This window comes from Paraburkholderia lycopersici (assembly GCF_900096975.1).
GTDB classification, from domain to species: Bacteria; Pseudomonadota; Gammaproteobacteria; order Burkholderiales; family Burkholderiaceae; genus Paraburkholderia; species Paraburkholderia lycopersici.
The window spans coordinates 13379-37720 of sequence record NZ_FMYQ01000021.1 but is presented as its reverse complement, the minus strand read 5'-3'; the positions used below and the strand labels follow the sequence as shown (position 1 = coordinate 37720).

The window sequence follows — 24342 nt, the reverse complement described above, 5'->3', positions numbered from 1 at the left end:
GCCCTGTCCCAGGTTTCCTTGAAGCAACGCGCGGCCTCGTTGCGCGCCGCGCGGTATGCCACGCTATACGCCCCGCGGTGCGCCCCGCTGTCCGCCCTGCTCGCGCTCGTCTGCCTGGCGCTCGTCGCGGGCTGCGCGACACGTCCGCCCGCCACCGACTACCCGCGACAGACCACTGCGGCGATGCCGGCCTCGGAGGCCAGGGCCACGCCGCTCGGCGCCGCGCTCGCCGCGCCCGAGGCCGCTCACGCGGGCGAATCGGGTTTTCGCCTGCTCGCCGCCGGCACCGACTCCCTGCAGATGCGCATCGCGCTCGCGCGCGCGGCGACGAAAACGCTCGACATGCAGTACTACATCGCCAACGAGGACACCACCGGCAAGCTGCTGCTGGGCTCGGCGCTCTATGCGGCCGATCGCGGCGTGCGTGTGCGCATGCTCGTCGACGACCTGAATTTCCACGACATCGACAGCCTGATGGCCGCGCTCAACAGCCATCCGAACATCCAGATCCGCGTGTTCAATCCGTACGGCAGCACGAGCGAATCGATGTACCTGCGCACGCGCAACTTCCTCACGAACATCGACCAGTTCACGCGCCGCATGCACAACAAGGCGACGATCGTCGATAACGAAATGGCGATCGTCGGCGGCCGCAATCTCGGCGACGAATACTTCAACGCGAGCCCGACACTGGACTTCCGCGACCTCGACGTACTCACGGCGGGGCCGGTCGCGCAAAGCATCTCGGCGAGCTTCGACGCGTACTGGAACAGCTCGATCTCGTATCCCTTGAGCGTGCTCAATCATCAGAAGTTCGCGGCGCACGACCTCGACGCCGCGCGCGACGATCTGCGCAGGCACTGGCATGAAAACGCCGCGTCGTACGACGCCAGGCCGCTCAACGCCGCGCCGCTCGCCCAGCAGATCGCGGGCAACGAAATCGGGCTCGTCTGGGCAAAATGGCAGTTCGCGGCCGATTCGCCCGGCAAGATCGCGGGCAGCGGACAAGGCGAAGTAGGCGACGCGATGCGCGTGCTGCTCGATCGCATCCATCAGGCGCACAGCAGCGTGCTGGTCTTCTCGCCGTATTTCGTGCCGCACGACGCGGGCGTGCGGGCCATCCGGACGCTGACCTCGCACGGCGTGCGCGTGGCGATCCTCACCAACTCGCTCGCCGCCACCGACGCCGTCGCGGTGCAGGCCGGCTACAGCCCATACCGCGTGCCGCTGCTCGAGGCCGGCACCGAGCTCTACGAGTTCAAGCCGCAGCAGTCCGAGCACGCGGACCAGCGGCGCTTCGGCATAGTCGGCTCGCGTTCGCGCGCGAGCCTGCACGCAAAGGCCTATGTCATCGACGAAAGCACACTCGTGATCGGCTCGCTCAATCTCGACCCGCGCTCCGCGAGACTCAACACCGAGCTCGCGCTCGCGATCGAGAGCCCGCCCATCGCGCGCGACGCAGCCGATCTTTTCCGGCGCGCGACCTCGCCGCAGGTGAGCTACCGCGTGACGCTCGCGACGCCCGCACAGCTCGCGCGGCTCAAGGGCACGGCGATCGCCTCGCCGCTCGTCTGGACAGACGAGGAGGACGGCATGATGCGGACCTACAACCTCGATCCCGGTGCGGGTTTCTACCGGAATCTGCTAACCGGGCTATTCTTGCTGTTGCCGGTCGACGGCCAGTTGTGAGCGCCGTCGGCCGCGCTGCGCCGTACCGTCCGCCGTCGTCCGCCGTCTAGCCGGCCGCGAATAGCTGCGACCGCGCCGTCGTCGCCAGGAGCGGCGCGCGGAGCCTGCATCGCGCTGCCGGTATTGCGCCGGTATCGCGCTTCCAGCACCAGACGCCGCGCCGCTAGCAACGCGGAGCCGAACCCGTCACGAAAGCGGCGCCTTCGCCGGGCGCCGCCTCAATCACCGGAGCATCAAATGACCGCAAGCAATGAAAACGTCCGCATGGAGCGCGACACGTTCGGCGAGATCGCCGTGCCCGCCCAGCAGCTTTGGGGCGCGCAGACGCAGCGATCGCTGCAGAACTTCCGCATCTCCACCGAAAAGCAGTCGCCGGAACTCATCACCGCGCTCGCGACGATCAAGCGCGCCGCGGCCGAGGTGAACCTCTCGCTCGGCGTGCTCGACGAGACCAAGGCGCGCGCGATCATGCAGGCCGCCGACGAAATCATCACGGGCAGGCATCCGGGCGAATTCCCGCTCGCCGTGTGGCAAACGGGGTCCGGCACGCAGACCAACATGAATCTCAACGAGGTGATCGCGAACCGCGCGAGCGAGATTCTGGGCGGCGAGCGCGGCGAGGCGCGCAAGGTGCATCCGAACGACGACGTGAACCGCGGCCAGTCGTCCAACGACGTGTTTCCGACCGCGATGCACGTGGCCGCCGCCTACGGCATCGTCAGGCACTTGCTGCCCGCGCTGAAGACGCTGCGCGACACGCTCGACGCCAAGGCCAACGCCTTCGCGGACATCGTGAAGATCGGCCGCACGCACCTGCAGGACGCCACGCCGCTCACGCTCGGCCAGGAGTTTTCGGGCTATGTCGCGCAGCTCGATCATGGCATCAGGCACGTGGAATCGTCGTTGCCGCATCTCTACGAGCTCGCCCAGGGCGGCACGGCCGTGGGCACGGGCCTGAACGCGCATCCGCAGTTCGCGCAGAAGGTCGCCGAAACCATCGCGAAGCTCACGGGCGTGCCCTTCGTCACCGCGCCCAGCAAGTTCGAGGTGATGGCCGCCGCCGACGCGCTCGTGTTCGCGCACGGCGCGCTCAAGACCGTGGCCGCGAGCCTCATGAAGATCGCCAACGACATTCGCTGGCTCGCGAGCGGCCCGCGCTGCGGTCTCGGCGAACTGTCGATTCCCGAGAACGAGCCGGGCAGCTCGATCATGCCGGGCAAGGTCAACCCCACGCAGTCCGAAGCCGTCACGATGCTCTGCTGCCAGGTGTTCGGCAACGATGTGGCCGTGAACATGGGCGGCGCGAGCGGCAACTTCGAGCTGAACGTGTTCCGTCCGATGATCGCTCACAACGTGCTGCAGTCCATCCGCCTGCTCGCCGACGGCGCGCTCAGCTTCAACGACCACTGCGCCGTGGGCATCGAGCCAAACCGCTCGCGCATCGACACGCTGCTCAACGAGTCGCTCATGCTCGTGACGGCGCTCAATCCGCACATCGGCTATGACAAGGCCGCGCAGATCGCCAAGAAGGCGCACAAGGAAGGCACGACGCTCAAGGCCGCCGCGCTCGCGCTCGGCCACGTGACCGGGCAGCAGTTCGACGACTGGGTGAAGCCCGGCGAGATGGTCGGGAATCTGAAGAAATAAGCCCTTTTTCAAGGACTGGAATACAAAACGGGCGGCGAGGCTCGCCGCCCGTTTTTTCATGCCGCACGCCATGCGTGCGCGCGCATCAAACCTCGCCTTTGGCCACTTCCTCGGGCTTGAGTTCGACGATCGCGTCGAGCGCATCGCGCACGTCGAGCGCGTATTTCGCGAGGCGCTTTTGCTCCGCCGTTTCCGGCACGAAGGTCGGCACCGGGATCGGGTTGCCGTTTTCGTCGACGGCCACGAACACGATCAGGCAGTCGGTGGTGAGGCGCAACTGGCCGCTCTTCGGGTCACCGGCATGCACGGTGATGTGGATGTGCATCGACGTGCGTCCCGTGGCCGCCACGCGCGCGCGCAACTCGACCATGTTGCCGACGAGAATCGGCCGGCGAAAGCGGATGTTGCCCACGCTCACCGTCACGCAGTAGCGGCCGGACCAGACCGCGGCGCACGCGTAGGCGGTTTCGTCGATCCATTTCATCAGCGCACCGCCGTGCACTTTGCCGCCGAAGTTCACCGAAGTCGGTTCGGCAAGAAAACGGAACGTCGTTTCCGAACGGTCCAGCGGCTGGTTGGGCGTCTTCATGTCGGCTTTGCTCATGGCGATTCCGCGCGGGCGGCTCGAATTGTGGGATGAGGAGGCGTCGATTATACGAGGGCAATAAGGCAGGCTGGGCGCGGCCGCCCGCGAGCCCCGCTCGTTGCGCGGTCAGCTCGCCGCGAATCGCGCCCGGTAGTCGAGCGGCAGCACACCATAGCGCCGCTCGAACGCGCGCCGCAGATTCTGCTCGCTGCCGAAGCCGCAATCGGCCGCAATGCGCTTGAGCGGCCGGCGCGACTGCACGAGCGCGTGCGCGGCGGCTTCCACGCGCATCGCCGCGACCGTGCGCGCCGGCGTGCGCCCCACCGCCTCGACATAGCGGCGCGCGAAGGTGCGGGGGCTCATGCGCGCTTCCTCGGCGAGCCGCTCGACGTTCAGCTCGCCGTGCAGATTGGCGGCCATCCAGCCGTGCAGCGCGTCGAACTCCGCGCCCGCCGTCGCCTGCGCCGCGAGCGCCTCGCTGAACTGCGCCTGGCCGCCGGGCCGCTTCATGAACACGACGAGGCGGCGCGCCGCCTGCATGGCAACCGCGTGACCGCAGTCCTCTTCGATCAGCGCCAGCGCGAGATCGATACCCGCCGAGACGCCCGCCGAAGTCCAGACCACGCGGCCGTCGCGCTCGTCGCGAATGAAGATCGGCTCGGGATCGACCTCGACGCGCGGAAAGCGTCGCGCGAGCTGCGCGGCGTTGCGCCAGTGGGTGGCGGCGCGGCGGCCGTCGAGCAGGCCCGCGGCGGCGAGATAGAACGCGCCCGTGCAGACCGACGCCACGCGGCGGGCGCGAGGCGCGGCCGCCGCGATCCAGGCGACGAGCGCCGGTTGCAGCGCGGTCGTGTCGTCAATGGGGACGCCCGGCACGATCAGCGTATCGATGGTGGCCGGATCGAGCATATCGAGCCGCTCGGTGACGACGGGTACGCCCGCGAAGGTCGGCAGCACGCCGCCGGCTACCGAAGCGAGCGTCGTGCGGTAAGCGCAGGGCACGCCTCCGGCCGCGCCGCCAGCGCCGCCGGTGACGGCGCGCGCCGCCAGCTCGGCGCGCCAGAACGCCTCCACGGGGCCGCAGGCGTCGAGCAGCACGAGCTCGGGCGCGACGGCGAACACGACATGGCGCGCAGCGCCGGCACGAGGCGACGGGTGAGGCGGCATGGCGGTGAACTCGATGCTGACGAAATGTCCGCATCATCGCATGCGTGCGGGTGGCAGTCAGGTCAAACCGGCATCAAATTCTGCCAGCCGGGCTGGCGACGGCGCGGCGAATGCGCCGTCACTTATGGAACGTGACGCCCTCGTCGATCGTGCCGTACATCGTGATGCCGCTCGCGCCGCTCGACGGCGCGGAGCCGCCTTGCGCGCAGGCCGCGCACAAGGACACGAGCGCCGCGGCGGCGAGCGGAGCCACGAAGCGAGCCAGAAAGCGTTTCATGAAGGGAAAACCACTTGCGAAAACGATGATTCTAGCGCGGGGCTCTCATGCGCCGCAGTCCGGTTCTCCGCGGCATCCGCCGCGTGGGCTCCATCCCATCGGCGGCTGCAATCGACATTTCATCGCGAACTGAAACGTCGAATACGCCGTTTCGCTACAGTGACACCGCGGGCGCGGCGTCGTGCACGGCCGCCGCCGACGCCATCGCGAGAAACCGAGGAGCCGCCATGAATCTTCCCGTCACCGACGAATCGACCCATTTCCCGGGGCTGGCGCGCGTCGCCGCGCTGCTCGCCGATCCCGGCCGCGCCGCCATGCTCTGGACGCTCATGGACGGGAGCGCGCGGCCCGCGGGCGAACTGACGATGATCGCCGGCCTCTCGCCCTCGGCGGCGAGCGGCCATCTCGCGCGTCTGACCGACGGCGGCCTGCTCGCGCTCGACGTGCGCGGCCGCCATCGCTACTACCGCATCGCCACACCGGAAGTCGCGGCCGCGATCGAGGCGCTCATGAACGTCGCACATGTCGCCGCGCCACAGCGCCCGGCTCCACGCCCGGCGCGCACCGTGCCGCTGGAGATGCGCCATGCGCGCACCTGCTACGACCACATGGCCGGCGAAGTAGCCGTGCAGGTGTTCGAGCGCCTCGTGGGAAGCGGCCTGCTCGTGCGCGACGGCGACGCGCTCGAAGCCACGCCCGAAGGCGCGGCGCGTCTCGCCGACTGGGGCGTCGACGTCGCGGCGCTACGCGCGCGGCGACGGCGCTTTGCCTGCACCTGCCTCGACTGGAGCGAGCGGCGGCCGCATCTGGGCGGGGCGCTCGGCGCGGCGCTGCTCGATTCGTGGACGGAAAGCGGCTGGATCGAGCGCACGAGCCGTCCGCGCGTGCTGCGCATCACGCCCAAGGGCCAGCGCGAATTCGAGGCGCTCACGGGTGCGTAACGCGCCGGCCGGCGGCGCAATCGGCTGACATTGCGGAAGAAATCATCCATTTCGGCAGCAACAGCATGCGTTCTCACGGCGGCACGTTCTGTTACAACTCGTGCATAAGCCCTAACAAATCCGCGTGCATGGAAACACGCGCGGCGGATACAGTGCCCGACATGGGTGCCTCGAACACCGCGAGAGGCGCCCGTGGAGAGAGAACGAACATGACAACGCGCACGCCTACGATCACCCAGTTTCACCGCACGTCCCGCCGCACGCTGTTTGCCCTGGCTGCGCTCGCCGCGCTGAACGTCGCCGCCGCGCCCGCGGTCTTCGCCCAAGCCGCGCCGGCCGAAGCCGCGCCCGCTGCGGCCGCCACGAGCGGCGATCCGCCCGGCCGGGTCGCGCGTCTGGACTATATGGCCGGCGCCGTGACCACCGAACCGGCCGGCGCGAGCGACTGGTCCTACGCGCAGCTCAACCGCCCGCTCACGACCGGCGACCAGCTCTGGAACGACGCCAACGGGCGCTCGGAGCTTCATATCGGTTCGACGGCCGTGCGCCTCGGCGCGCAGACGAGCCTCGACGTACTGGCCCTCGACGACCGGACCGCGCAGCTGAAGGTCGCGCAAGGCACGCTCTCGACGCGCGTGCGCGACGTCCCGCCAGGCACGTCCTACGAGATCGACACGCCGAACCTCGCGCTCGGGGTGACGAGCCCCGGCGACTATCGCGTGGATGTCGCGCCCGACGGCAGCACGACGACCGTCACCGTGCGCAGCGGCAATCTGACCGTGTACGGCGAGAACGGCCAGATGCCCATGACGGCCGGCCAGCAGATCCGCTTTTCCGGCACCGGGCTGCAGCAGGTGGCGAGCAACGAAGCGCCGCCGCCCGATGCGTTCGACCAGTGGGCGCTCGCACGCGACGACGCCGAGGACCGCTCGGTCTCGGCGCGCTATGTCTCGCGCGATGTCCCCGGCTATCAGGACCTCGACAACAACGGCACGTGGCGCAGCGATCCTCAGTACGGCGAAGTCTGGACGCCGGCTTCGGTGCCCGCGGGCTGGGCGCCCTATCGCGACGGCCACTGGGTCTGGCAAGCGCCGTGGGGCTGGACATGGGTCGACGATGCTCCGTGGGGCTTCGCGCCTTATCACTATGGCCGCTGGGCCTACGTCGACGATTCGTGGGCGTGGGTGCCCGGACCGCTCGTCGAGAGCGCGCCGCCCGTCTATGCGCCGGCGCTGGTTGCGTTCGTCGGCGGCGCGGACGGCGGCCCGGACTGGGGCGTGGACCTGGCGGCGGGCGGCGTCGCGGCCGCGGGCGTCGCCTGGTTCGCACTCGGGCCCGGCGAGCCGTGGCACCCGCACTGGGGAGACTGGAGTCCGCACTACTACGATCGCGTGAACCAGACCATCGTCGTCAACCATTACCGGCATGACGTCAACGTTCGCAACACCTACGTCAACTATCGCGTGCGCGGCGCGGTGACGGCCGTGCCGGCCACGGCGTTCGTCCATGGCCAGCCGGTTTCGCGTTTCGCGCAGCGCGTCGACCCGCAGCAATGGCGCAACGCGCGGATCGAGCCGGGCACGCCGGGCATCGCGCCCGTCAAGGGCAGCTTCGGTCCGAACATGCGGCGCGCAGACTACCGGCCGCCCGCGGCGCTCAACCAGCGCCAGATCGTGGCGACGCGCGCGCCGGTCGCGCCGCCCGCGTTCCGCGACAATCTTGCGCAGCGTTTCGCCCATGCCGGTGGCACCGTACCGGGCGCGGGCGCGCCGGTGGTGCGCGTCGCGGCACCCGCGCATGCGCCCTTCTCGCCATTCGCCGCGGCCGCGCATGGCGCGTGGCCAGCGCAGAACGTGCGCGTCGTGCCGCCGCATTCGCCGGTGATCGGCTCGGCAAGCCGGCCGGGCGACGCGCCGAGGATGCGGCCAGGCCAGCCGGGTGTGACGGGCGGCGCACCTCATCCCGCCCCAGTGACCGCCAACGCCGCCAACGCCATGCAGCACGGCCCCGAGCGTGGCCAGCCGGGCCTGCCTGCCGCCGCGCAGGACCATGGCGTGCCACGCCCGCCTCAGTTCGCTGGACGGACGCAAGGGGGCGTGCCGGCTGCGGGCCGGCCGGATCCGGGCGCGATGAACGGCCTGCGGGACGGGGTCCGTCAGCCGGCATGGACGCAGCCGCATACGCCGATGGCCATGCACGGGCAACCCGGCCGCAACGAGGCTGGCCGGCCGCCGACCGTCGCGATGCAGGAGCCGCACGACGCGGCGCGTGCGCAGCCGCAACCCCAGCCGCAACCCCAGCGAATGCCGGAACCGGTGGCGGAGCAGCACGGTCCGCAGATGCCGCAGCAAGCGCAGGCCATCCGGCCGGCGCCACAGCCGGAGGCTCGCCCCGCATTCCATCCGCAGGCACAAACGCCTCGCCAGGATGTCCGTGCACAGCCGCAGCCACGTGCCGAGCTTCACCCGCAACCGCAAATCCAGCCGCAACCGCGTCAGGAATTTCACCCGCAACCGCAACCGCGTGCCGAGTTTCACCCGCAGCCTCAGCCGCAACCGCATCCGGAATTCCGTCCTCAACCGCAACCGCAGCCGCATGCCGAGTTTCATCCGCAGCCGCAGCCGGCTCCGCACCCGCAGGAGCGCGCAGGCGGCGGCAACCACGACGATCGCCATCACGGCTGATCGCCGCGCCAAAAAACGGGAAAGCCCGCGAACGTCGCCGTTCGCGGGCTTCCTTTTGGCGGATTCACACCGGCACGACGCCGGAAGCAGCCGATGCTGCCCGCTCACACCGCCATCGGCGCGGTGAGCGGTTCGTGATGGCGGTAGTCGACGAGCGAAAAGTCCGAAGGCTCGACCTTGTCGAGCCACTCCGGCTCGTAGACGCCCGTTTTCGCATACTCGGGTACGCGCTCCGAGATGGCGAGACGCGGGCTCGCATAGGGCTCCCGGCGCAGTTGCTCGTTAAGCATGTCGAGCTGGTTCTCGTAGATGTGCGCATCGCCGATGAAATACGTGAACCAGCGCGGCGTATAGCCCGTCAGCCGGCCCACGAGATGCAGCAGCGCCGCGCCCTCGGTGAGGTTGAACGGCGTGCCGAGCCCCACGTCGTTGCTGCGGATATAGAGGCAGAGCGAGATTTCGCGCTTCGTCGGGTTCGGCAGGAACTGGTATAGCAGGTGGCACGCGGGCAGCGCGATCTCTTCGAGCATCGCCGGATTCCAGGCATGAAACAAAATCCGCCGGTCAGCCGGATTGCTCATGATCGTATCGAGGCACTGGCGCAGCTGGTCGATCGCCTTGTAGAGCAGCACCTTGCCGCGCCCGTTCTCGCTGAACTGCGCCACTCGCGCATAGCCGCGCGACCGGGCATCGGCGAGCTGCGCGGCGGCATCGGCGTCGAGCACCTTGTAGGCGGGCCAGCGCCGCCACTGGACGCCGTAGACGTCGCCCAGGTCGTCCGTCCCCTCGCGGTACGGGTTGGCGAGCCATGGGGCGTTCTCGTTCGCGTTGGCGTCCCAGACCTTGCAGCCGAGCGCACGGAAATCCGCGGCGCTGCGCGAGGCGCGCAAAAAGCCGATCAGTTCGCCCACGGCCGACTTGAAGGCCAGCTTCTTCGTCGTCACCGCCGGAAAGCCCGCCTGCAGGTCGAAGCGCAGCATCGCGCCCGGCTGGCTGATCGTGCGGATACCGGTGCGGTTTTCCTGCCAGGTGCCGGTGTCGAGAATCGAGCGGACGAGCTCGAGATACTGTTTCATGCGCGGTTCCCTCGTCGGGCAGGTTGGGCCCGGTTCGGATTCAGGATGGAAAAGAGGGATTTTACCCGGCGCGCGCAACCCGGGTCGGACATACCCAAGGCGGCGAACCGGAAAGAAACGGGGTCAAGTCAGGAACGCCCGCCCGACGGGCCCACCGGAGCCGGACGAAGATCGCGGCCGAGCGGCCCGAGCGGCGAAAAGCGCGAGGAAGCTCCGCAAAAAAACGGCGCGGCACGAACGACGGCGAGCACCCGGCGTCCGGGGCGCGAACCGGTCGGCCCCGCCCGGCCGGCCTCAGCCGCCCGAAGCCAGGCCGCCCGGGTGCGGCGCGAGCGGCTCGCTTTCCATGTGGCGCATGCCGTGCGCGCAAAGCAGCCGGTACAGCGTGACGCGCGAGATGCCGAGTTCCTGGGCGGCGTCGCCGAGACGTCCGCGGTGGCGCAGCAGCGCGAGCTCGATAGCCTGACGTTCGGCGGCTTCGCGTGCCTGGGCGAGCGACACCGGCACCACCTCGACATAGTCGCCGAGCTCGAGATCGCGCGCCGTGATCGACCGGCCTTCCGACATCACGATCGCGCGGCGCACGCGGTTGATCAGTTCGCGCACGTTGCCGGGCCAGCTGTAATTGTGCAGGGCGGCGATGGCGTCGGGAGAAAAACCGCGCAGGCGCCGGCCGCCGTCCTTCTTGAAGCGTTCGAGCATGTGCCGCGCGAGCAGTTCGATGTCCTTGCCGCGCGCGCGCAGCGGCGGCTCGTCGATTTGCAGCACGCACAGGCGGTGGTACAGATCCTGGCGAAAGCGCCCTTCCACCATCGCCGCGCGCATGTCCACGTGCGTGGCAGAAATGATGCGCACGTCCACCGGAATCGACTGGTGGCCGCCCAGGCGCTCGATCTTGCCTTCCTGCAGAAAGCGCAGCAGGCTTGCCTGGCTTTCCATCGGCAGGTCGCCGATTTCGTCGAGAAAGAGCGTGCCGCCGTTGGCGGCCTCGACGCGCCCGATCTTGCGCTGGCTCGCGCCCGTGAACGCGCCGCGCTCATAGCCGAACAGCTCGGATTGCAGCAGATGCGGCGGAATTGCGCCGCAGTTGATCGGCACGAACGGCGCGTTGCGGCGCGACGAGCGCTCGTGGATTGCCACGGCCGTCAGTTCCTTGCCCGTGCCCGATTCGCCCGAGATGAACACCGGCGCATCGGTCATGGCGACCTTGCGGATTGAGCGGAAAAGCGCCAGCATCGCTTCGCACGAGCCGACCATTTCACCTTCGGTGCCGCCCGTGGTGTCGTTCGAGGCGACTTCGCCGAGCGAGACCATGCCGTACGCGTGCCCGACGGAGTCGACGATGCGCTCGCCGCTCCACGGGACCGTTACGTAATCGAAACAGTAATCGCGCACGAGCCGGCGCAACGTAGCGTCCTGCAACTGGCCCGTCGTGGTCGCGGCCACCCAGCCCACGTTGGGCAGCGTGAGGCATGGCTCGAACGAGCCGATCTCGTGCAGGTGAAATTCGCAGGAAAGATCGAGCAGCCCCCCCGCGGGCGTTCCCGTACGTAGCGCGCGCCGCGCGTCGCGTGCGTTGCCGACGATTTCCACCTGCCAGCCGCGCTCGTGGAACCGCTCGTTCAACGCTTCGACCGGTTTTCGCGTCACATACACCAATTGCCGCGTTGCAGGTTCCATTATTCAGATCCTCTTGCCAACACAATCGTTTGGGAATGACGGCACGCACCTGAATGTACAGACACGCAGCAAAAAGCGGCTTTCGCGTGTCTGAAAAACAGTGAACGCGCATGCTTTTGCTGACAGTGAATCCCCGAGTTGTGGCGTGTGTGTCAACTTGCCCGGTTGCAGGCTTTTTTTCTTATAAGTATTACGGCTTTTTCTGAAGCTTACTATAGGCTCGTGGCAGTTGGATAGAATTTATGCAGGTCGAATGCTATAGGGACCGATGGAAATGTTTCCAGGTCAGTTGCGGCATTTTGTCAGTGCAGAAATAATTGCAGATGTTTCCATTCTCCGAATACTTAAGCGCCTTGCGCGCAAACGTTCTCCTTTGAAACCGTATGGCATTGCCGACGGGTTTAAACGGCCTCGCGTTTCAGCACTGAAACATTTTGGCGAAAATCCGCCATTCAAAATCTGCAGAAAATAGTGCGGTTCGAAGCGTATCAATGGATTGCGGGCGATGGCACACGTTTCGCTAAATGTTCCGCACCAGGAGATACGTCATGCGACTCATCACCCAGCAGGTCCGGAGCAGTTTGATTGGCTATGGCAGCGCATGCGCCGCGATGCTCGTCCCCGCCGCGCTCCTCGTCCTGCCCCCCGCCGCGCTCGCGCAGGCAGCGGACGACGCGCCGGTCGCGCAGTTCGCGCAGGCCACGCTTGCCAGCGTCGGGAATCCCGCCCCGGATGTCGTTCCTGCAACACCTGCGGCGCTCGCTCCCGCCACGCCCGACGACGTGAGCACGCCGGCGGCGGCCAGCATGGCCAGCACCGCCGCCCCGGACGACACGGACGCCGCAGCCGCCGGCTCCCGCCCCGCCGCCGACCCGGTGGCGTTCGGCGATGACGGCGCCTTCGCGGGCGTCGGCTCGCTCGACGACCAGACACTTTCGCGCCAGCGCGGCGGCGCGGTCGGGATGGTGATGGTGGCGGCCACCCCGCAACTGATGCGCGGCAACAACAGCGTGACGCTGTGGGACGAAATCGCGCCCCCGGCGCCGCTGCCGATCCCCGTGGACGCCACGCAGAACGCGCAGGGCAACGTCGCCAGCTACACGAGAAAGTAACGATGAGATAGCAAACCGCGCCGCATGCGGCGCGGCGTCCGGTGCGCGGGCGCTCTGCGCGGCGCGAGGACATGAGACCGGGGCGTGAAAGCGCCAGTTCCGGTCGACAGGAGACCAGGATGACAGCACGCAAGTCGACGCGCGGCGCAAGCCGCCGTTCGGTCCAGGTGGCGGCCCTGTGCGGCGCCCTGGCGGCGAGTGTCACGGCAGGAGCCGGCGCCCAGCAGGTGACCAATCCCGGCGACATCATCGTAGAACGCGACATCACTCCGCGCAGCGCCTTCGCCGACGTGCCGAAAAACCAGGACCCGGTGCTCGTGCGCGCCACGACCTTTCCCAAGAACAGCTTCGATCCGGCGATCGCGACGCTCGTCACCGACACGGACCTCACCAACGCCCACGGCTCGAGCGGCGTGAACGCGAACGGCGCCTTGAGCGCCCAGGGCGCGGGCGTGCAGGCGATCACCCGCATTCTCAGCGGCAACGCCACCGGCGCGAACACGGCCATGGGTCCGGGCGCGAGCGCGGGCGTCGGCGGCGGCCTCGGCGGCACGATTTCCTCGACGATCACTGGCGCGCTCGCCCCGCTCACGGGCGCGATGGGAGGCATGAAATGAGCCGTTCGACAAAGACGTTGCGCGCCGCGCTTTCCGCCGCACTCGCCTGCGCCGCCGCATTCGGTTTTGCCGGCGCGGCGCACGCCCAGGTCGCGGTGGGCGCGACCGCGACCATCGCCCCAGGAGCCGCGACGTCCACGACGGGCGCGCTCACGGTGAACGAAACGGCGGGCCTCGACAACGCGCAGGCCAACCAGTTGACGATCACGACAGGCAACGTGGCCGTCAACGTGAATGGCGACGAGCAGCTCGCCACCGTCACCGCGCGGCTCAAGGACGTGAGCGCGACGATAGGCGGAGGCGCTTTTGCAAACACGAACGGCGCAATGATGGTGAATCAGTCGGCGGGCGTGGGCAACATCCAGCGCAACACTGCTCTCATCGGCAGCGGTGCGATTGGAGTGGTGGCGGTTTCGGACGGGGAACTGTCCGCAGCCGCCGCTGCGAACGGCAGCCAGGGGCAATTGGCCCAGGCAGGGGGTATTCGTGAGGTACGCATCGACAATGCGGCATTCAGGAATGCGACGGGTCTCGTGCAGGTGAACCAGGCAGCCGGCGCCGGTAACGTTACGGCAAACAGTTTTGTGCTCCGTCCCCCGGCGGGCACTCTTTTTTAACTGACCACTCAGTATCGGAGCGAAATCATGAAGCGCACCCTCATAGCAGCGGCAGTTTTTGCGTCGGCGGCAGGCTCCGCTTACGCAGTTCCATCGAACATGGCGTATCTCTTCAACGCCACGGGCGTAAGCGAAGGCGTCGGCATCGAAGGCTTTGTCACGTTGTTCGGCTGCGTCTCCGTTTCGAGCACCGCCGGCGCCGTCATCAACAACAGCCAGACCGCCAGCGGCGGCACGCTCATTCCGCAAGCGCAGAGCTACAACACCGGCAAGATCACGACGACGTTCAACGACACGAACTTCAGCGTGACGGGCACGGGCAGCAACACGTTCACGAAGTCGTCGGATTCGAGTTCGTCGAGTTCGTCGTCCTCGTCGAGCAGCCAGTCGCACACGCACGATGTCAACGCGTCGACCAACAAGAGCTCGTCGAGCAACTCGAGCTTCGGCAAGACGCTCGACGCGAGCGTGAACGGCCAGTATTCCGTCTCGACCAACAGCGGCAACACGAGCGATTCGACGACGGCCAGCACCTATAACGACACGGGCAGCAAGGGTGTCAGCCACACCTACAACAGCGTGGGCAACAACACGTCGACGAAGTCGCAAAGCGGCAATGGCGCAGCTCAGGCGAACGCGTCATGGGCGCACAGCGGCAACTTCCAGAACGGCTCGGCAGGCGTGAGCGTGAGCGGCTCGGAAAACACGTCGCACACGAAGACCAACGCGCACAACAACAGCGACACGACGAGCGCCGGCACGGCCTGGACCGCGAACAACACGAAGAACACCAGCGACAGCTCGTCCAACGCCAATACGGCCTACGCCAACGGCTCGGCCAGCGCGTCGCTCTCGGCCAGCGTGAGCGGCACGAGCCAGAAGTCGAAGAACTCGGCGAATGCGTACGCGCATACGTACAGCGAATCGAGCAGCAGCGCGAGCTCGCACGATCATTCGTCGTCGAGAAGCTCGAGCTCGTCGCGTAGCTGGGGCTACAACGTAAGCGACACGCTCACGACCGTCGACGAGCACACCACGGGTTCCATCACGCAGCACATCAACACGCAGCAGCCCGGCACGCTCGACGCCAACACGGGCAGCGACGCGGCAACGGGCGTGACGGGCAACCTCGGCGTGAACATCGCGGAAGGCATCAACAACGCGCAAAGCAACGACGTCGCGCTCGCTTCCGTCGACATGGGCAACGTCTTCGGCAACGCGCAGATCTTCAACACGCAGGCGTCCAGCGGTCACGCCAACGTGAAGAACTTCAATCTGAACGCGTCGGTCGGCGACGGCTCGCTCGCGAACGTTTCGGGCAACGTCGGCGTGAACGTCGCGTCCGGTATCGGCAACGCGCAGAACAACAGCCTCGCCGGCTCCGTGACGACGGCAAGCCCCGGTTCGGCCGCGACGGTCGCGATGGTCGCGACGGACAACAACGTGCAGAACGCGGGCATGACGGCCACCGGCCAGTTCCAGGGCACGGCCAGCCTCGGCGCCAATACGCTCACCGGCGCGCAAGGCAACATCGGCGTGAACATTGCCGGCGGCATCGGCAACCTGCAGCACAACGGCATGGCCATTGCCGCGATGAACAACGGCCACTAGACACGGCCCGCAGCACTGCAGGAACTGGGCTCGTCCCAGGCAGCAAGTCAGGTAACACCTCAGGCAGCACCGCGCGCCGGCTGTCCCACCGCAGCCGGCGCGTGACCCCGATGTTGCAATTACTTGCATGGGACCAGGGCAAGGCGCGATGGAACCGGGCCGACGCGAAAGCGCTGCCGCGGATCGACACGCCGACTCTGGCCGACAGGAGACCACCATGTCCGGGTCCGTATCGACCCCGGCGTCAAGGATGTGCGCTGTCGCGCTGGCGCTCGCCGCCGGCGCGGCCCTTGTGCCCGCGCGCGCGCAGTCGACGCTCGACGCGACCAACCTCATCGGCGTGCCGATCAAGCTTCCGATCCACTCGATGCGGGACCTTCGCTATCGCAGCATCGTCAGCCAGCAGTACGACTACAGCTGCGGCGCCGCCGCGCTCGCCACGCTGCTCAAGTACGGCTACGGCATCGACATCCCCGAACCGGAGCTGATCCGCCAGATGATGGTGTTCTCCACGCCTGAGGTGGTCGTCAAGAACGGCTTCTCCATGCTCGACATGAAGAAGTTCGTCGAGACGATCGGCCTGCGCGGCCGCGGTTTTCGCGTCAACACCGACGCGCTCTACCACCTGCAGATTCCCGTACTGGTGCTCATGAACATCGAAGGCTACGAGCACTTCGTGATCGTCAAGCACGCCGAGAACGGCCGCATCTTCATCGCGGACCCCGCGCTCGGCAACCGCATCGTCGCCGAGGACGATTTCGCGAAGACATGGAACGGTCTCGTCTTCGCGGTGCTCGGCAAACCGTTCCTGGAGGACTCCCCGCTGTTGCAGAACAACGAGTCGCTCGCGCTCAAGCTGCGTGAAAACGCTTTGCTCAACGGCACGGCAGCGACTCCCTTCTTCGAATACGGCCTCGACAAGGCCGTCATGTTTTGAAGTCCTGATAGAAATGAAACGCAACCTCTCACAGTGTGGCATCGCGGCAGCCGTCTCCGCGCTCGCCTGCGCTTTAGCGAGCGGTGCGCAAGCTGCCGAAGGCATCGGCTTACCGCAGCCGGTGCCGGCGTTTCTCGCGAACGCCGACGGGCAGGCGCAGGGCATCCGCTGCGAGGCCGTCGGCGACGACGTGCTCGCGCACCAGACCGGCAAATATGCCGGCAGCGACATGATTTCGGGGTTCGTTCTGAACCTGCTTTCACAGTGGCAATTGCCCAATGGCGCGACGGCAGTCGCGCAAGGCGCGCTCGCGGTCGCCCAGAATGCGGCCAACCAGGTGAGCGCGCAGGTGAAGACCTTCGCGACCGTGATCGACCCGACGCAGGGCGGGACCACGAGCGCAAACAGCGGCGCCAACCCGAACGCGACGGCTACCGGTGGCCAGAACGTATCGGTCAACGGCGTGTCGCAGATCACCCAGGTGGCCGGCAGCGGCAATACGGGCGCCAACGCCGCGACCATTTCCTGGGACAACAACGCGCCGCAGCTCGCCAGCCTGCCGGGCGCCGCCAACCAGCCGGGCGCGTCCGCCTCGAACGCGAACGGCAGCATAAAAGCGGGCATCTCGTTCGGCAGCAACGGCGTCAGCGTCACCCTGCAGACGCCGGCGGGCCTCGCCACGCAGAACATCGTGCCGGGCAACGCGCAGCAAGCCGGAGCGATCGCCCAGCTAGTCCAGGTCGCAGGCAATAACCAGCAGGTCGCGAACCAGTTGCAACTGAGTCTGCAGACGCAGCAGATGACGTCGCAAATGATCCGGCAGACCGGCGTATTACAGGCTCTGCGCAATCTCCATTAACCAAGGGACTCGTAACGAGACGCACCAGCGAAGGAGACCACCACGCGGGCAACGGCCCCGCGCGAGAAGCAGCACTTCGAAAGAGGAGCATCGACGCGCGCGGGCATGGGACCAGGGGGTTCCGCTTGGCGCCCGCATTCGATCCCGGGGGAAGAAGAATGAAGATGATGTCGAGGTCGGCGGCGCCGCACGTGACGCTGGCCGCCATTCCAGCAGCGGTCATGCTATTCGCGCTCTCGCAATCCGCCCATGCGCAGGCGCTACAAAGCCAGTCGATAGAAGAACGCCTGAACACGCTCATGCGCGTGGTCGACGAGCAGCAACGGCAAATCCAGTCACTGGAGCGCCAGGTGACGAACCTCGAAATGGCGCAACGCGGGCGCGGCATGCCGGGAGCGGGCGCGCCCGACGCGGCATCGGACGCGACGGTCGCCGAGCAACCCGGCGCCGACGGTCTGCCCGTGCCGTTGCCGCCGCTCGCCCAGGCGCTGCCGGGCGCGACGGCGCCGGGCTCGCTCACCGGCACGGCCACGGGCGTGCCGGTGAACCCGCCCTCGCCCGACGCCGGGGCGACCAACGGCGCGACCGGCACGTCGGCCGCGAGCGGTCCGCAGCAGGGCGCACCCGTCGGCGTGAACCCCACGGTCGGCGAGACGCAGAAGAACGCCGAGCCCACCCGCACGCAGGCCGAAGAAGCCGTCGTGCAGCGCGAGCACGCGCCGCTCTTCGACCACAAGCTCACGCTGGACTGGGGTATCAGCGACACCTACTACGACCGCCGCCAGCTGCAGCTCTCGGGTTTCCTCGCGCTCGACGCGATCTTTCTCGGCAACATCAATCTGGGGCAGACCAAGTCGCACCAGATCACGGCCGATCTCGACACGCGCTACGGCATCACCGACCGCATGAGCGTGGACGTCGACGTGCCCTACGTCTACCGGCACAGCAGCTTCATCGTGGGCGGCGCGGGCGGCTCGGCGAGCACGCTCTCGGACGCCTCGGTCAATTCCAGCGACATCGGCGACGTGAACTTCGGGATCTACTACCAGTTCCTGAAGGAGACCAACAACCTGCCCGACGTGGTCGGCAGCCTGCGCGTGAAGACGCCGACCGGCAGCTCGCCGTTCGGCATCAAGGTGCAGCAGATCACGCCCGACAACACCAACCTAGTCGCGCCGAGCAAGCTGCCCACGGGCACCGGCTTCTGGAACGTGACGGCCGGTCTCTCGGTGCTGAAGACCTACGACCCGGTGGTGCTGTTCGGCAGCTTCTCGTACACGTACAACATCTCGCGCTCGTTCGCCGACATTTCCTCGGTAATCGGGCAAACCCAGCCGGCCGAAGTGAAGCTCGGCGACATCATCCAGTTCGGCGGCGGCGTCGCGCTCGCTTTCTCCGACAAGGATTCCGCGAGCATCTCGTACACCATGGCCATCGAGCCGCAGTCGAAAACCAAGTCTCCGGGCGGTTCCTGGACCGGCGTGCCAGGCAGCGAAACAACCGCCTCGGTGCTCAACTTCGGCCTGAACCACGTGGTCAACAAGCACCTGACGATCAACGGCGCGGTTTCCGTGGGCCTCACGCCCGACGCGCCGAACTTCGTCGTCGGCGTGCGTTTCCCTTACACATTCTGATGACATGAGGCCGATCGTGCGCGAATCCTCTCATCTGGGCGCCACCGTGACACCGTTCGCCGGCGCCGGCCAGCGGCTCGCCGTGACGGACGCGCCGCACTCGGGCGACACGCCCGACTGCGGCGCGCAAGAAACCAGGCCAGCCGCAGATCCTGAACGCACGTTGCTCTATGTCGCGCGCGCGCCGGACCCGCTGCTCGGCGCGTATCTGAAGAGCCGCGGCTGGGAGCTCGCGACCGCCCGCACCGCCCACGAGGCGGCGCGCCTCGTGAAGCCCGAAGCGGCCTATGCCGGCATCGTCGACTTGACGGGCTTCGCGCCGCGCGAACTCGCCGGGCTCGAAGCGATCCTGCGCCTGCAGCAGGTGGGCTGGATCGCGCTCACCGACGGCGCGCGCCTCGCCGACACCGAGGTGCGGCGCCTGATCCGCCACTACTGCTTCGACTATGTGCACGTGCCGGTCACGCACGCGACGCTCGACTATCTCGTGGGCCACGCGTTCGGCATGGTCTCGCTGTGCGATCTCGACGCGCCGGGCGCCGCCGCCGCGAGCCCCGACGAGGACGAGATGGTCGGCACCTGCGAGGCGATGCAGCAGCTCTTTCGCACGATCCGCAAGGTGGCCAACACCGACGCCACCGTGTTCATCTCGGGCGAGTCGGGCACCGGCAAGGAACTCACGGCGCTCGCGATCCACGAGCGTTCGTCGCGACGCAAGGCAGCGTTCGTGCCGATCAACTGCGGCGCGATTCCGCATCATCTTCTGCAATCCGAACTGTTCGGCTATGAGCGCGGCGCGTTCACGGGCGCGAATCAGCGCAAGATCGGGCGCGTCGAGTCGGCCAATGGCGGCACGCTCTTTCTCGACGAAATCGGCGACCTGCCGATGGAAAGCCAGGCAAGCCTGCTGCGCTTTCTGCAGGAAGGCAAGATCGAGCGCCTCGGCGGGCACGAGCAGATTCCGGTCGACGTGCGCATCATCTCGGCCACCCACGTCGATCTCGAAGCGGCGATGCGCGACGGCCGATTTCGCGCCGACCTCTTTCACCGCCTCTGCGTGCTGCACGTGGACGAGCCGCCGCTGCGCACGCGCGGCAAGGACATCGAGATCCTCGCGCATCATGTGCTGCACAAATTCAAGCGGGACAGCGCGCGCAGGATTCGCGGCTTCACGCCCGACGCCATCGAAGCCCTGTACAACTACAACTGGCCGGGCAACGTCCGCGAACTCATCAACCGCGTGCGCCGAGCGATCGTCATGGCCGAAAGCAAGCTGATCTCGGCGGAGGATCTCGATCTCGCGAACTTCACCGCGCAGCAGACGGTCACGCTCGCGCAGGCGCGCGAAGCGGCGGAGCGGCGCACGATCGAGGCGGCGCTGCTGCGGCACCGGCACCGGCTCACCGAGGCAGCGGTCGATCTCGGCATCTCGCGCGTGACGCTCTACCGGTTGATGGGCACGCACGGCCTGCGCGACGAAAAAACGCTGCTCGGCGGCGAAGCGGAAAACGAAGCGGAGCCGCCGCCCAACGCCCGCGAGTGACGCCCGGCACGCGACGAGTGAGCGCGCCGGGCCGCCGGGCGCGCTCGGGTAGAATCGTGCAAACGGCTTACAACCTCGCACCCCTATCTTTCGATGACCACGCTCACCCTCATCGTCGCCCGCGCCCGCAACGGCGTGATCGGCCGCGACAACGCGCTGCCCTGGCGGCTCCCCGAAGACCTCGCGTTCTTCAAGCGCACCACCATGGGCGCGCCCATCATCATGGGCCGCAAGACGCACGAATCGATCGGCCGCGCCTTGCCGGGCCGCCGCAACATCGTCGTGACGCGCGAGGCGGCAAAACGCTTTCCCGGCTGCGACACGGCCACGAGCCTCGGCGAAGCGCTGGCCCTCGCCGCGCAGGATCAGGCGCCCACGGCTTTCCTGATCGGCGGCGCGCAGCTCTACGCCGAAGGACTCGGGCTCGCGCACGAACTCGTGGTGACGGAAATCGCCGCCGACTTCGAGGGCGACGCGACCTTCCCGGCGCCGGACCCTGCCGTGTGGCGCGAGACGGCGCGCGAAACGCTGCACGCGAACGCGCCGAACGATTTCGACTTCGCGTTCGTGCGCTACGTGCGGCGCGATTGAAGCGCCACGCGTCGCCCGCCGGGTATCGTCGTTTGGTGGCGGGCAAGACGCTGCCGGACTTCGCCGGGAAACCCACGCGGCCTCGATGGCACAAGAAACAACGGCACGCCAGGGCGTGCCGTTTTGCATTCGGGCGCCGCGCAGGCGTTGCGCGCGCTTACTGCCCCGCCACCGTCATGCGCTCGATCAGCACCGAGCCCGTCTGACGCGTGCCGCGCGCGAGCGTGTCCGAACCCACCGCGACGATGTTGTGGAACATCTCCTGCAGCGTGGAAGCGACGGTGATCTCCTCGACCGGATACTGGATCTTGCCGTTCTCCACCCAGAAGCCCGACGCGCCGCGCGAGTAGTCGCCCGTCACGAAGTTCACGCCCTGCCCCATGAGCTCGGTCAGCAAAAGGCCCGTGCCGAGTTTTCTGAGCATCGCCTCGAAATCGTCTTCAGGGTTCGTAAGCGAGCTTTGCAGTTGCAGGTTGTGCGAGCCGCCAGCGTTGCCCGTGGTCTGCATGCCGAGCTTGCGCGCCGAGTACGACGAAAGGAAGTAGCCCTGCACAATGCCGTCCTTCACGACCTCGCGGCGCTGCGTGCGCACGCCTTCTTCGTCGAACGGCGCGCTGCCGGCCGCGCGCGGCACGTGCGGGTCCTCGACGACCTGGATGTGCGGCGCGAACACCGGCTTGCCGAGGCTGTCGACGAGGAACGAGGTCTTGCGATAAAGCGCGCCGCCGCTCACGGCCTGCACGAACGCGCCGAGCAGGCCCGCGGCAAGCGGCGCCTCGAACAGCACCGGCACCTTGCGCGTGTCGAGGCTGCGCGCGTTCAGGCGCGAGAGCGCGCGCTCGGCCGCATAGCGGCCGACGGCTTCTGGCGAGGCAAGCTCCGTTGCGCTGCGCCGCGAGGTGTACCAGTCGTCGCGCTGCATGTTGCGGCCTTCGCCCGCGATCGGCGCGCACGAAATGTAGTGGCGCGAGTATGGGTAGCCGTGCAGGAAGCCGCTCGACGTGGCGAGCACGAACTGCGAATGCTGCGCCGAGACGCTCGCGCCTTCGGAATTCTTCACGCGTGGGTCGACGGCGAAGGCGGCATCTTCGGCGCGGCGCGCGATTTCCACGGCCTCGTCCGCCGAGAGATTCCACGGGTGGTAGAGGTCGAGGTCGCGCGGCGCCGTTTCGAGCAATTCGCGCTCGGCGAGGCCCGCGCAGTCGTCGTCGGCGGTGAAGCGCGCGATGTTGTACGCGGCCGCCACCGTGTCCTTGAGCGCCTGCGGGGAGAAGTCCGACGTGCTCGCGTTGCCGCGCTTGTTGCCGATGTAGACGGTCACGCCGACCATCTTGTCGCGGTTGTGCTCGATTGTCTCGACCTCGCCGCGCCGCACCGAGACGGACAAGCCGTCGCCTTCGGAGATTTCGGTCGCCGCGTCGCTCGCGCCGAGCACCTTGGCGTGTCGCAGGATGTCGGACGCGATCTCCTTCAGATCATCCTGGGTGTGCGGAAAAAAGCGTTGCCGGGCTTCGATGTCTGCTGCCATTGTCGTTACGGTCCGGTTCTGGGCCGGTGCGGCCCGCTGATAGGGTGGTTCGCTGGTTTCGCGCTGGATTCGCGCAAATGCCGGCTTGGGATGCTTCGGCTGGATGCTTTGATTGGATGCTTCGGTCGGGCGCTTCCGCTGGTGCTTCGCCAGGCGCCGCGTTTGCGAAGCGCATCCCGCGATCATAGCAAGGTATGCGAACGGGCATCACAGCGTATTCGTCGCGCCGCCGGCACACCGGGCGGCGCGCGGCCGCCAGCCCGTGGCGCGCAGCGCCGCACGCTACAATACGCCCCATGAAACGCAAAACCCGCATTCAACCGATGAACGACGCCGTCGCCGATCAGGACGACAACGGTTACGATCGCCCGAGCAAATCGCAGCTCAAGCGCGAAATGGAAGCCCTGCAGGAACTCGGCGCAGCGCTCGTGGAGCTGCCGAAAGACGCGCTCAAGCGCATGCCGATGACCGAAGACCTCGCGGACGCCGTGCACGAGTGCCGTCGCATCACCGACCACGAAGGCAAGCGCCGCCAGCTCCAGTACGTGGGCCGCATGATGCGCGGCCTGACCGAAGCCGAAGTCGCCGCGCTGCGCACGAAGCTCGAAGAGCATCGCGGCGTGAACAAGGCCGCCACGGCGCGCCTGCACTGGATCGAACGCACGCGCGAAAAGCTGCTGGCGAACGACGCCGCGCTCACCGAATTCATCCGCCAATACCCCGCCGCAGACCCGCAGGAAGGCCGCACGCTGATCCGCAACGCGCGCCGCGAGCACGAGCAGAGCCGTCCGCCGAAGTATTTCCGCGAGCTGTTCCAGTGGATCAAGGACGTGAGCGCCCAAGGCGCGGGCGAGACCGACGACCACGAAAGCGAGCGCGCCGACGAGGACCGCGAAGATGACGAAGCCTGAGCGCAGCCATCCTGACGAACTCGTGATCGGCCTCGTGTCGGTCAGCGACCGCGCGACGAGCGGCGTCTACGAAGACAAGGGCATTCCTTCGCTGATGGCGTGGCTCGGCAGCGCGTTGACGACGCCGTGGCGCGCCGAAACGCGCCTGATCCACGACGACGCCGCGACGATCTCGGCCACGCTCACGGCGCTCGTGGACGGCCTCGGCTGCGATCTCGTGCTGACCACGGGCGGCACCGGCCCGGCGCGCCGCGACGTCACGCCCGAGGCGACGCTCGCGGTCGGGACGAAGGCAATGCCGGGCTTCGGCGAGCAGATGCGCCAGATCAGCCTGAACTTCGTGCCGACGGCCATTCTGTCGCGCCAGGTCGCCGTGATCCGCGAAAACGACGACCATGCGGCGCTCATCATCAACCTGCCGGGTCAGCCGAAGTCGATCAAGGAAACGCTGGAAGGACTGCGCGACGATCAGGGCGCAGTGAAGGTGCCGGGTATTTTCGCCGCGGTGCCGTACTGCATCGACCTGATCGGCGGCCCGTATGTCGAAACCGATCTGGGCGTCGTGGCGGCGTTCCGGCCTAAGAGCGCGCAGCGGCCGCCGCGCGCGTAATACCTCGATAGTCCGTGCCCGTGGC

Annotated in this window: 21 protein-coding genes; 15 read left to right on the top strand and 6 right to left on the bottom strand. The window is 67.6% G+C overall.

Going from position 1 to position 24342, the window contains the following annotated elements; genetic code table 11:
- The first annotated feature begins 39 nt into the window (after window positions 1-39).
- Both BLU17_RS21120 and fumC read left to right on the top strand, forming a co-directional pair.
- Complete coding sequence (locus BLU17_RS21120) at window positions 40-1689, top strand: phospholipase D family protein (RefSeq protein WP_425434130.1); 1650 nt, start codon at window positions 40-42, stop codon at window positions 1687-1689.
- Window positions 1690-1926: 237 nt separating this feature from the next.
- Complete coding sequence (gene fumC, locus BLU17_RS21115; RefSeq protein WP_092000782.1) at window positions 1927-3336, top strand: class II fumarate hydratase; 1410 nt, start codon at window positions 1927-1929, stop codon at window positions 3334-3336.
- Between the two features lie 85 nt (window positions 3337-3421).
- On the opposite strand, the gene BLU17_RS21110 is transcribed toward fumC, so the two are convergent.
- The 3 genes from BLU17_RS21110 to BLU17_RS33255 form a co-directional block, all read right to left on the bottom strand.
- Window positions 3422-3925, bottom strand: coding sequence for an acyl-CoA thioesterase (locus BLU17_RS21110; RefSeq protein ID WP_092000999.1), 504 nt, complete (start codon window positions 3923-3925; stop codon window positions 3422-3424).
- A 123-nt stretch (window positions 3926-4048) separates the two neighbouring features.
- A complete protein-coding gene (locus tag BLU17_RS21105; protein WP_092000779.1) occupies window positions 4049-5089 on the bottom strand; it encodes a GlxA family transcriptional regulator in 1041 nt (346 codons plus the stop codon).
- Window positions 5090-5207: 118 nt separating this feature from the next.
- Complete coding sequence (locus BLU17_RS33255; protein WP_176929159.1) at window positions 5208-5366, bottom strand: hypothetical protein; 159 nt, start codon at window positions 5364-5366, stop codon at window positions 5208-5210.
- Window positions 5367-5593: 227 nt separating this feature from the next.
- Between BLU17_RS33255 and BLU17_RS21100 the strand changes: the two genes are divergently transcribed.
- Together BLU17_RS21100 and BLU17_RS21095 are read left to right on the top strand one after the other, a co-directional pair.
- Window positions 5594-6307, top strand: coding sequence for an ArsR/SmtB family transcription factor (locus BLU17_RS21100; protein ID WP_092000996.1), 714 nt, complete (start codon window positions 5594-5596; stop codon window positions 6305-6307).
- A 209-nt stretch (window positions 6308-6516) separates the two neighbouring features.
- On the top strand, window positions 6517-8991 hold the full coding sequence (locus BLU17_RS21095; protein WP_092000775.1) for a DUF6600 domain-containing protein: 2475 nt from the start codon (window positions 6517-6519) through the stop codon (window positions 8989-8991).
- Window positions 8992-9095: 104 nt separating this feature from the next.
- Here BLU17_RS21095 and BLU17_RS21090 read toward each other — a convergent pair whose 3' ends face one another.
- Both BLU17_RS21090 and BLU17_RS21085 read right to left on the bottom strand, forming a co-directional pair.
- Window positions 9096-10067 carry a thymidylate synthase gene (locus tag BLU17_RS21090; RefSeq protein ID WP_092000772.1) on the bottom strand — a complete coding sequence of 324 codons (972 nt, stop codon included), beginning with the start codon at window positions 10065-10067 and terminating at the stop codon, window positions 9096-9098.
- 294 nt (window positions 10068-10361) lie between these two features.
- Window positions 10362-11747: a sigma-54 dependent transcriptional regulator gene (locus BLU17_RS21085; protein ID WP_092000769.1), complete on the bottom strand. Its 1386-nt coding sequence runs from the start codon at window positions 11745-11747 to the stop codon at window positions 10362-10364.
- A 548-nt stretch (window positions 11748-12295) separates the two neighbouring features.
- Here BLU17_RS21085 and BLU17_RS21080 point away from each other — a divergent pair.
- The 9 genes from BLU17_RS21080 (at window position 12296) to BLU17_RS21040 (ending at window position 21268) form a co-directional block, all read left to right on the top strand.
- Entirely contained in the window at window positions 12296-12859 is a 564-nt protein-coding gene (locus BLU17_RS21080) for a hypothetical protein (RefSeq protein WP_092000766.1), read from the top strand.
- A gap of 119 nt (window positions 12860-12978) precedes the next feature.
- Window positions 12979-13476, top strand: coding sequence for a hypothetical protein (locus tag BLU17_RS21075; protein WP_092000763.1), 498 nt, complete (start codon window positions 12979-12981; stop codon window positions 13474-13476).
- A complete protein-coding gene (locus BLU17_RS21070; protein ID WP_092000760.1) occupies window positions 13473-14093 on the top strand; it encodes a hypothetical protein in 621 nt (206 codons plus the stop codon). The genes BLU17_RS21075 and BLU17_RS21070 overlap by 4 nt, the downstream gene beginning before the upstream one ends.
- 27 nt (window positions 14094-14120) lie before the next feature.
- Window positions 14121-15704 (top strand): beta strand repeat-containing protein, encoded by a 1584-nt coding sequence (locus BLU17_RS21065; RefSeq protein ID WP_092000757.1) that lies wholly within the window; start codon window positions 14121-14123, stop codon window positions 15702-15704.
- Between the two features lie 217 nt (window positions 15705-15921).
- On the top strand, window positions 15922-16641 hold the full coding sequence (locus tag BLU17_RS21060; protein ID WP_176929158.1) for a C39 family peptidase: 720 nt from the start codon (window positions 15922-15924) through the stop codon (window positions 16639-16641).
- 13 nt (window positions 16642-16654) lie between these two features.
- Window positions 16655-17500, top strand: a complete 846-nt coding sequence (locus tag BLU17_RS21055) for a peptidase C39 (RefSeq protein WP_092000753.1) — start codon at window positions 16655-16657, stop codon at window positions 17498-17500.
- A gap of 167 nt (window positions 17501-17667) precedes the next feature.
- Entirely contained in the window at window positions 17668-19134 is a 1467-nt protein-coding gene (locus BLU17_RS21050) for a hypothetical protein (RefSeq protein ID WP_092000993.1), read from the top strand.
- A gap of 16 nt (window positions 19135-19150) precedes the next feature.
- Entirely contained in the window at window positions 19151-20677 is a 1527-nt protein-coding gene (locus BLU17_RS21045) for a sigma-54-dependent transcriptional regulator (protein WP_245746955.1), read from the top strand.
- 93 nt (window positions 20678-20770) lie between these two features.
- A complete protein-coding gene (locus BLU17_RS21040; RefSeq protein WP_092000747.1) occupies window positions 20771-21268 on the top strand; it encodes a dihydrofolate reductase in 498 nt (165 codons plus the stop codon).
- A 157-nt stretch (window positions 21269-21425) separates the two neighbouring features.
- Here the strand turns inward: BLU17_RS21040 and pmbA are convergent, their stop codons facing one another.
- Complete coding sequence (gene pmbA / locus BLU17_RS21035) at window positions 21426-22796, bottom strand: metalloprotease PmbA (protein WP_092000991.1); 1371 nt, start codon at window positions 22794-22796, stop codon at window positions 21426-21428.
- A gap of 296 nt (window positions 22797-23092) precedes the next feature.
- On the opposite strand from pmbA, the gene yjgA reads away from it, so the two are divergent.
- On the top strand, window positions 23093-23707 hold the full coding sequence (gene yjgA, locus BLU17_RS21030) for a ribosome biogenesis factor YjgA (RefSeq protein ID WP_092000744.1): 615 nt from the start codon (window positions 23093-23095) through the stop codon (window positions 23705-23707).
- Window positions 23694-24317, top strand: coding sequence for a molybdopterin adenylyltransferase (mog, locus tag BLU17_RS21025; RefSeq protein ID WP_092000741.1), 624 nt, complete (start codon window positions 23694-23696; stop codon window positions 24315-24317). The genes yjgA and mog overlap by 14 nt, the downstream gene beginning before the upstream one ends.
- The last annotated feature ends 25 nt before the right edge of the window (window positions 24318-24342 follow it).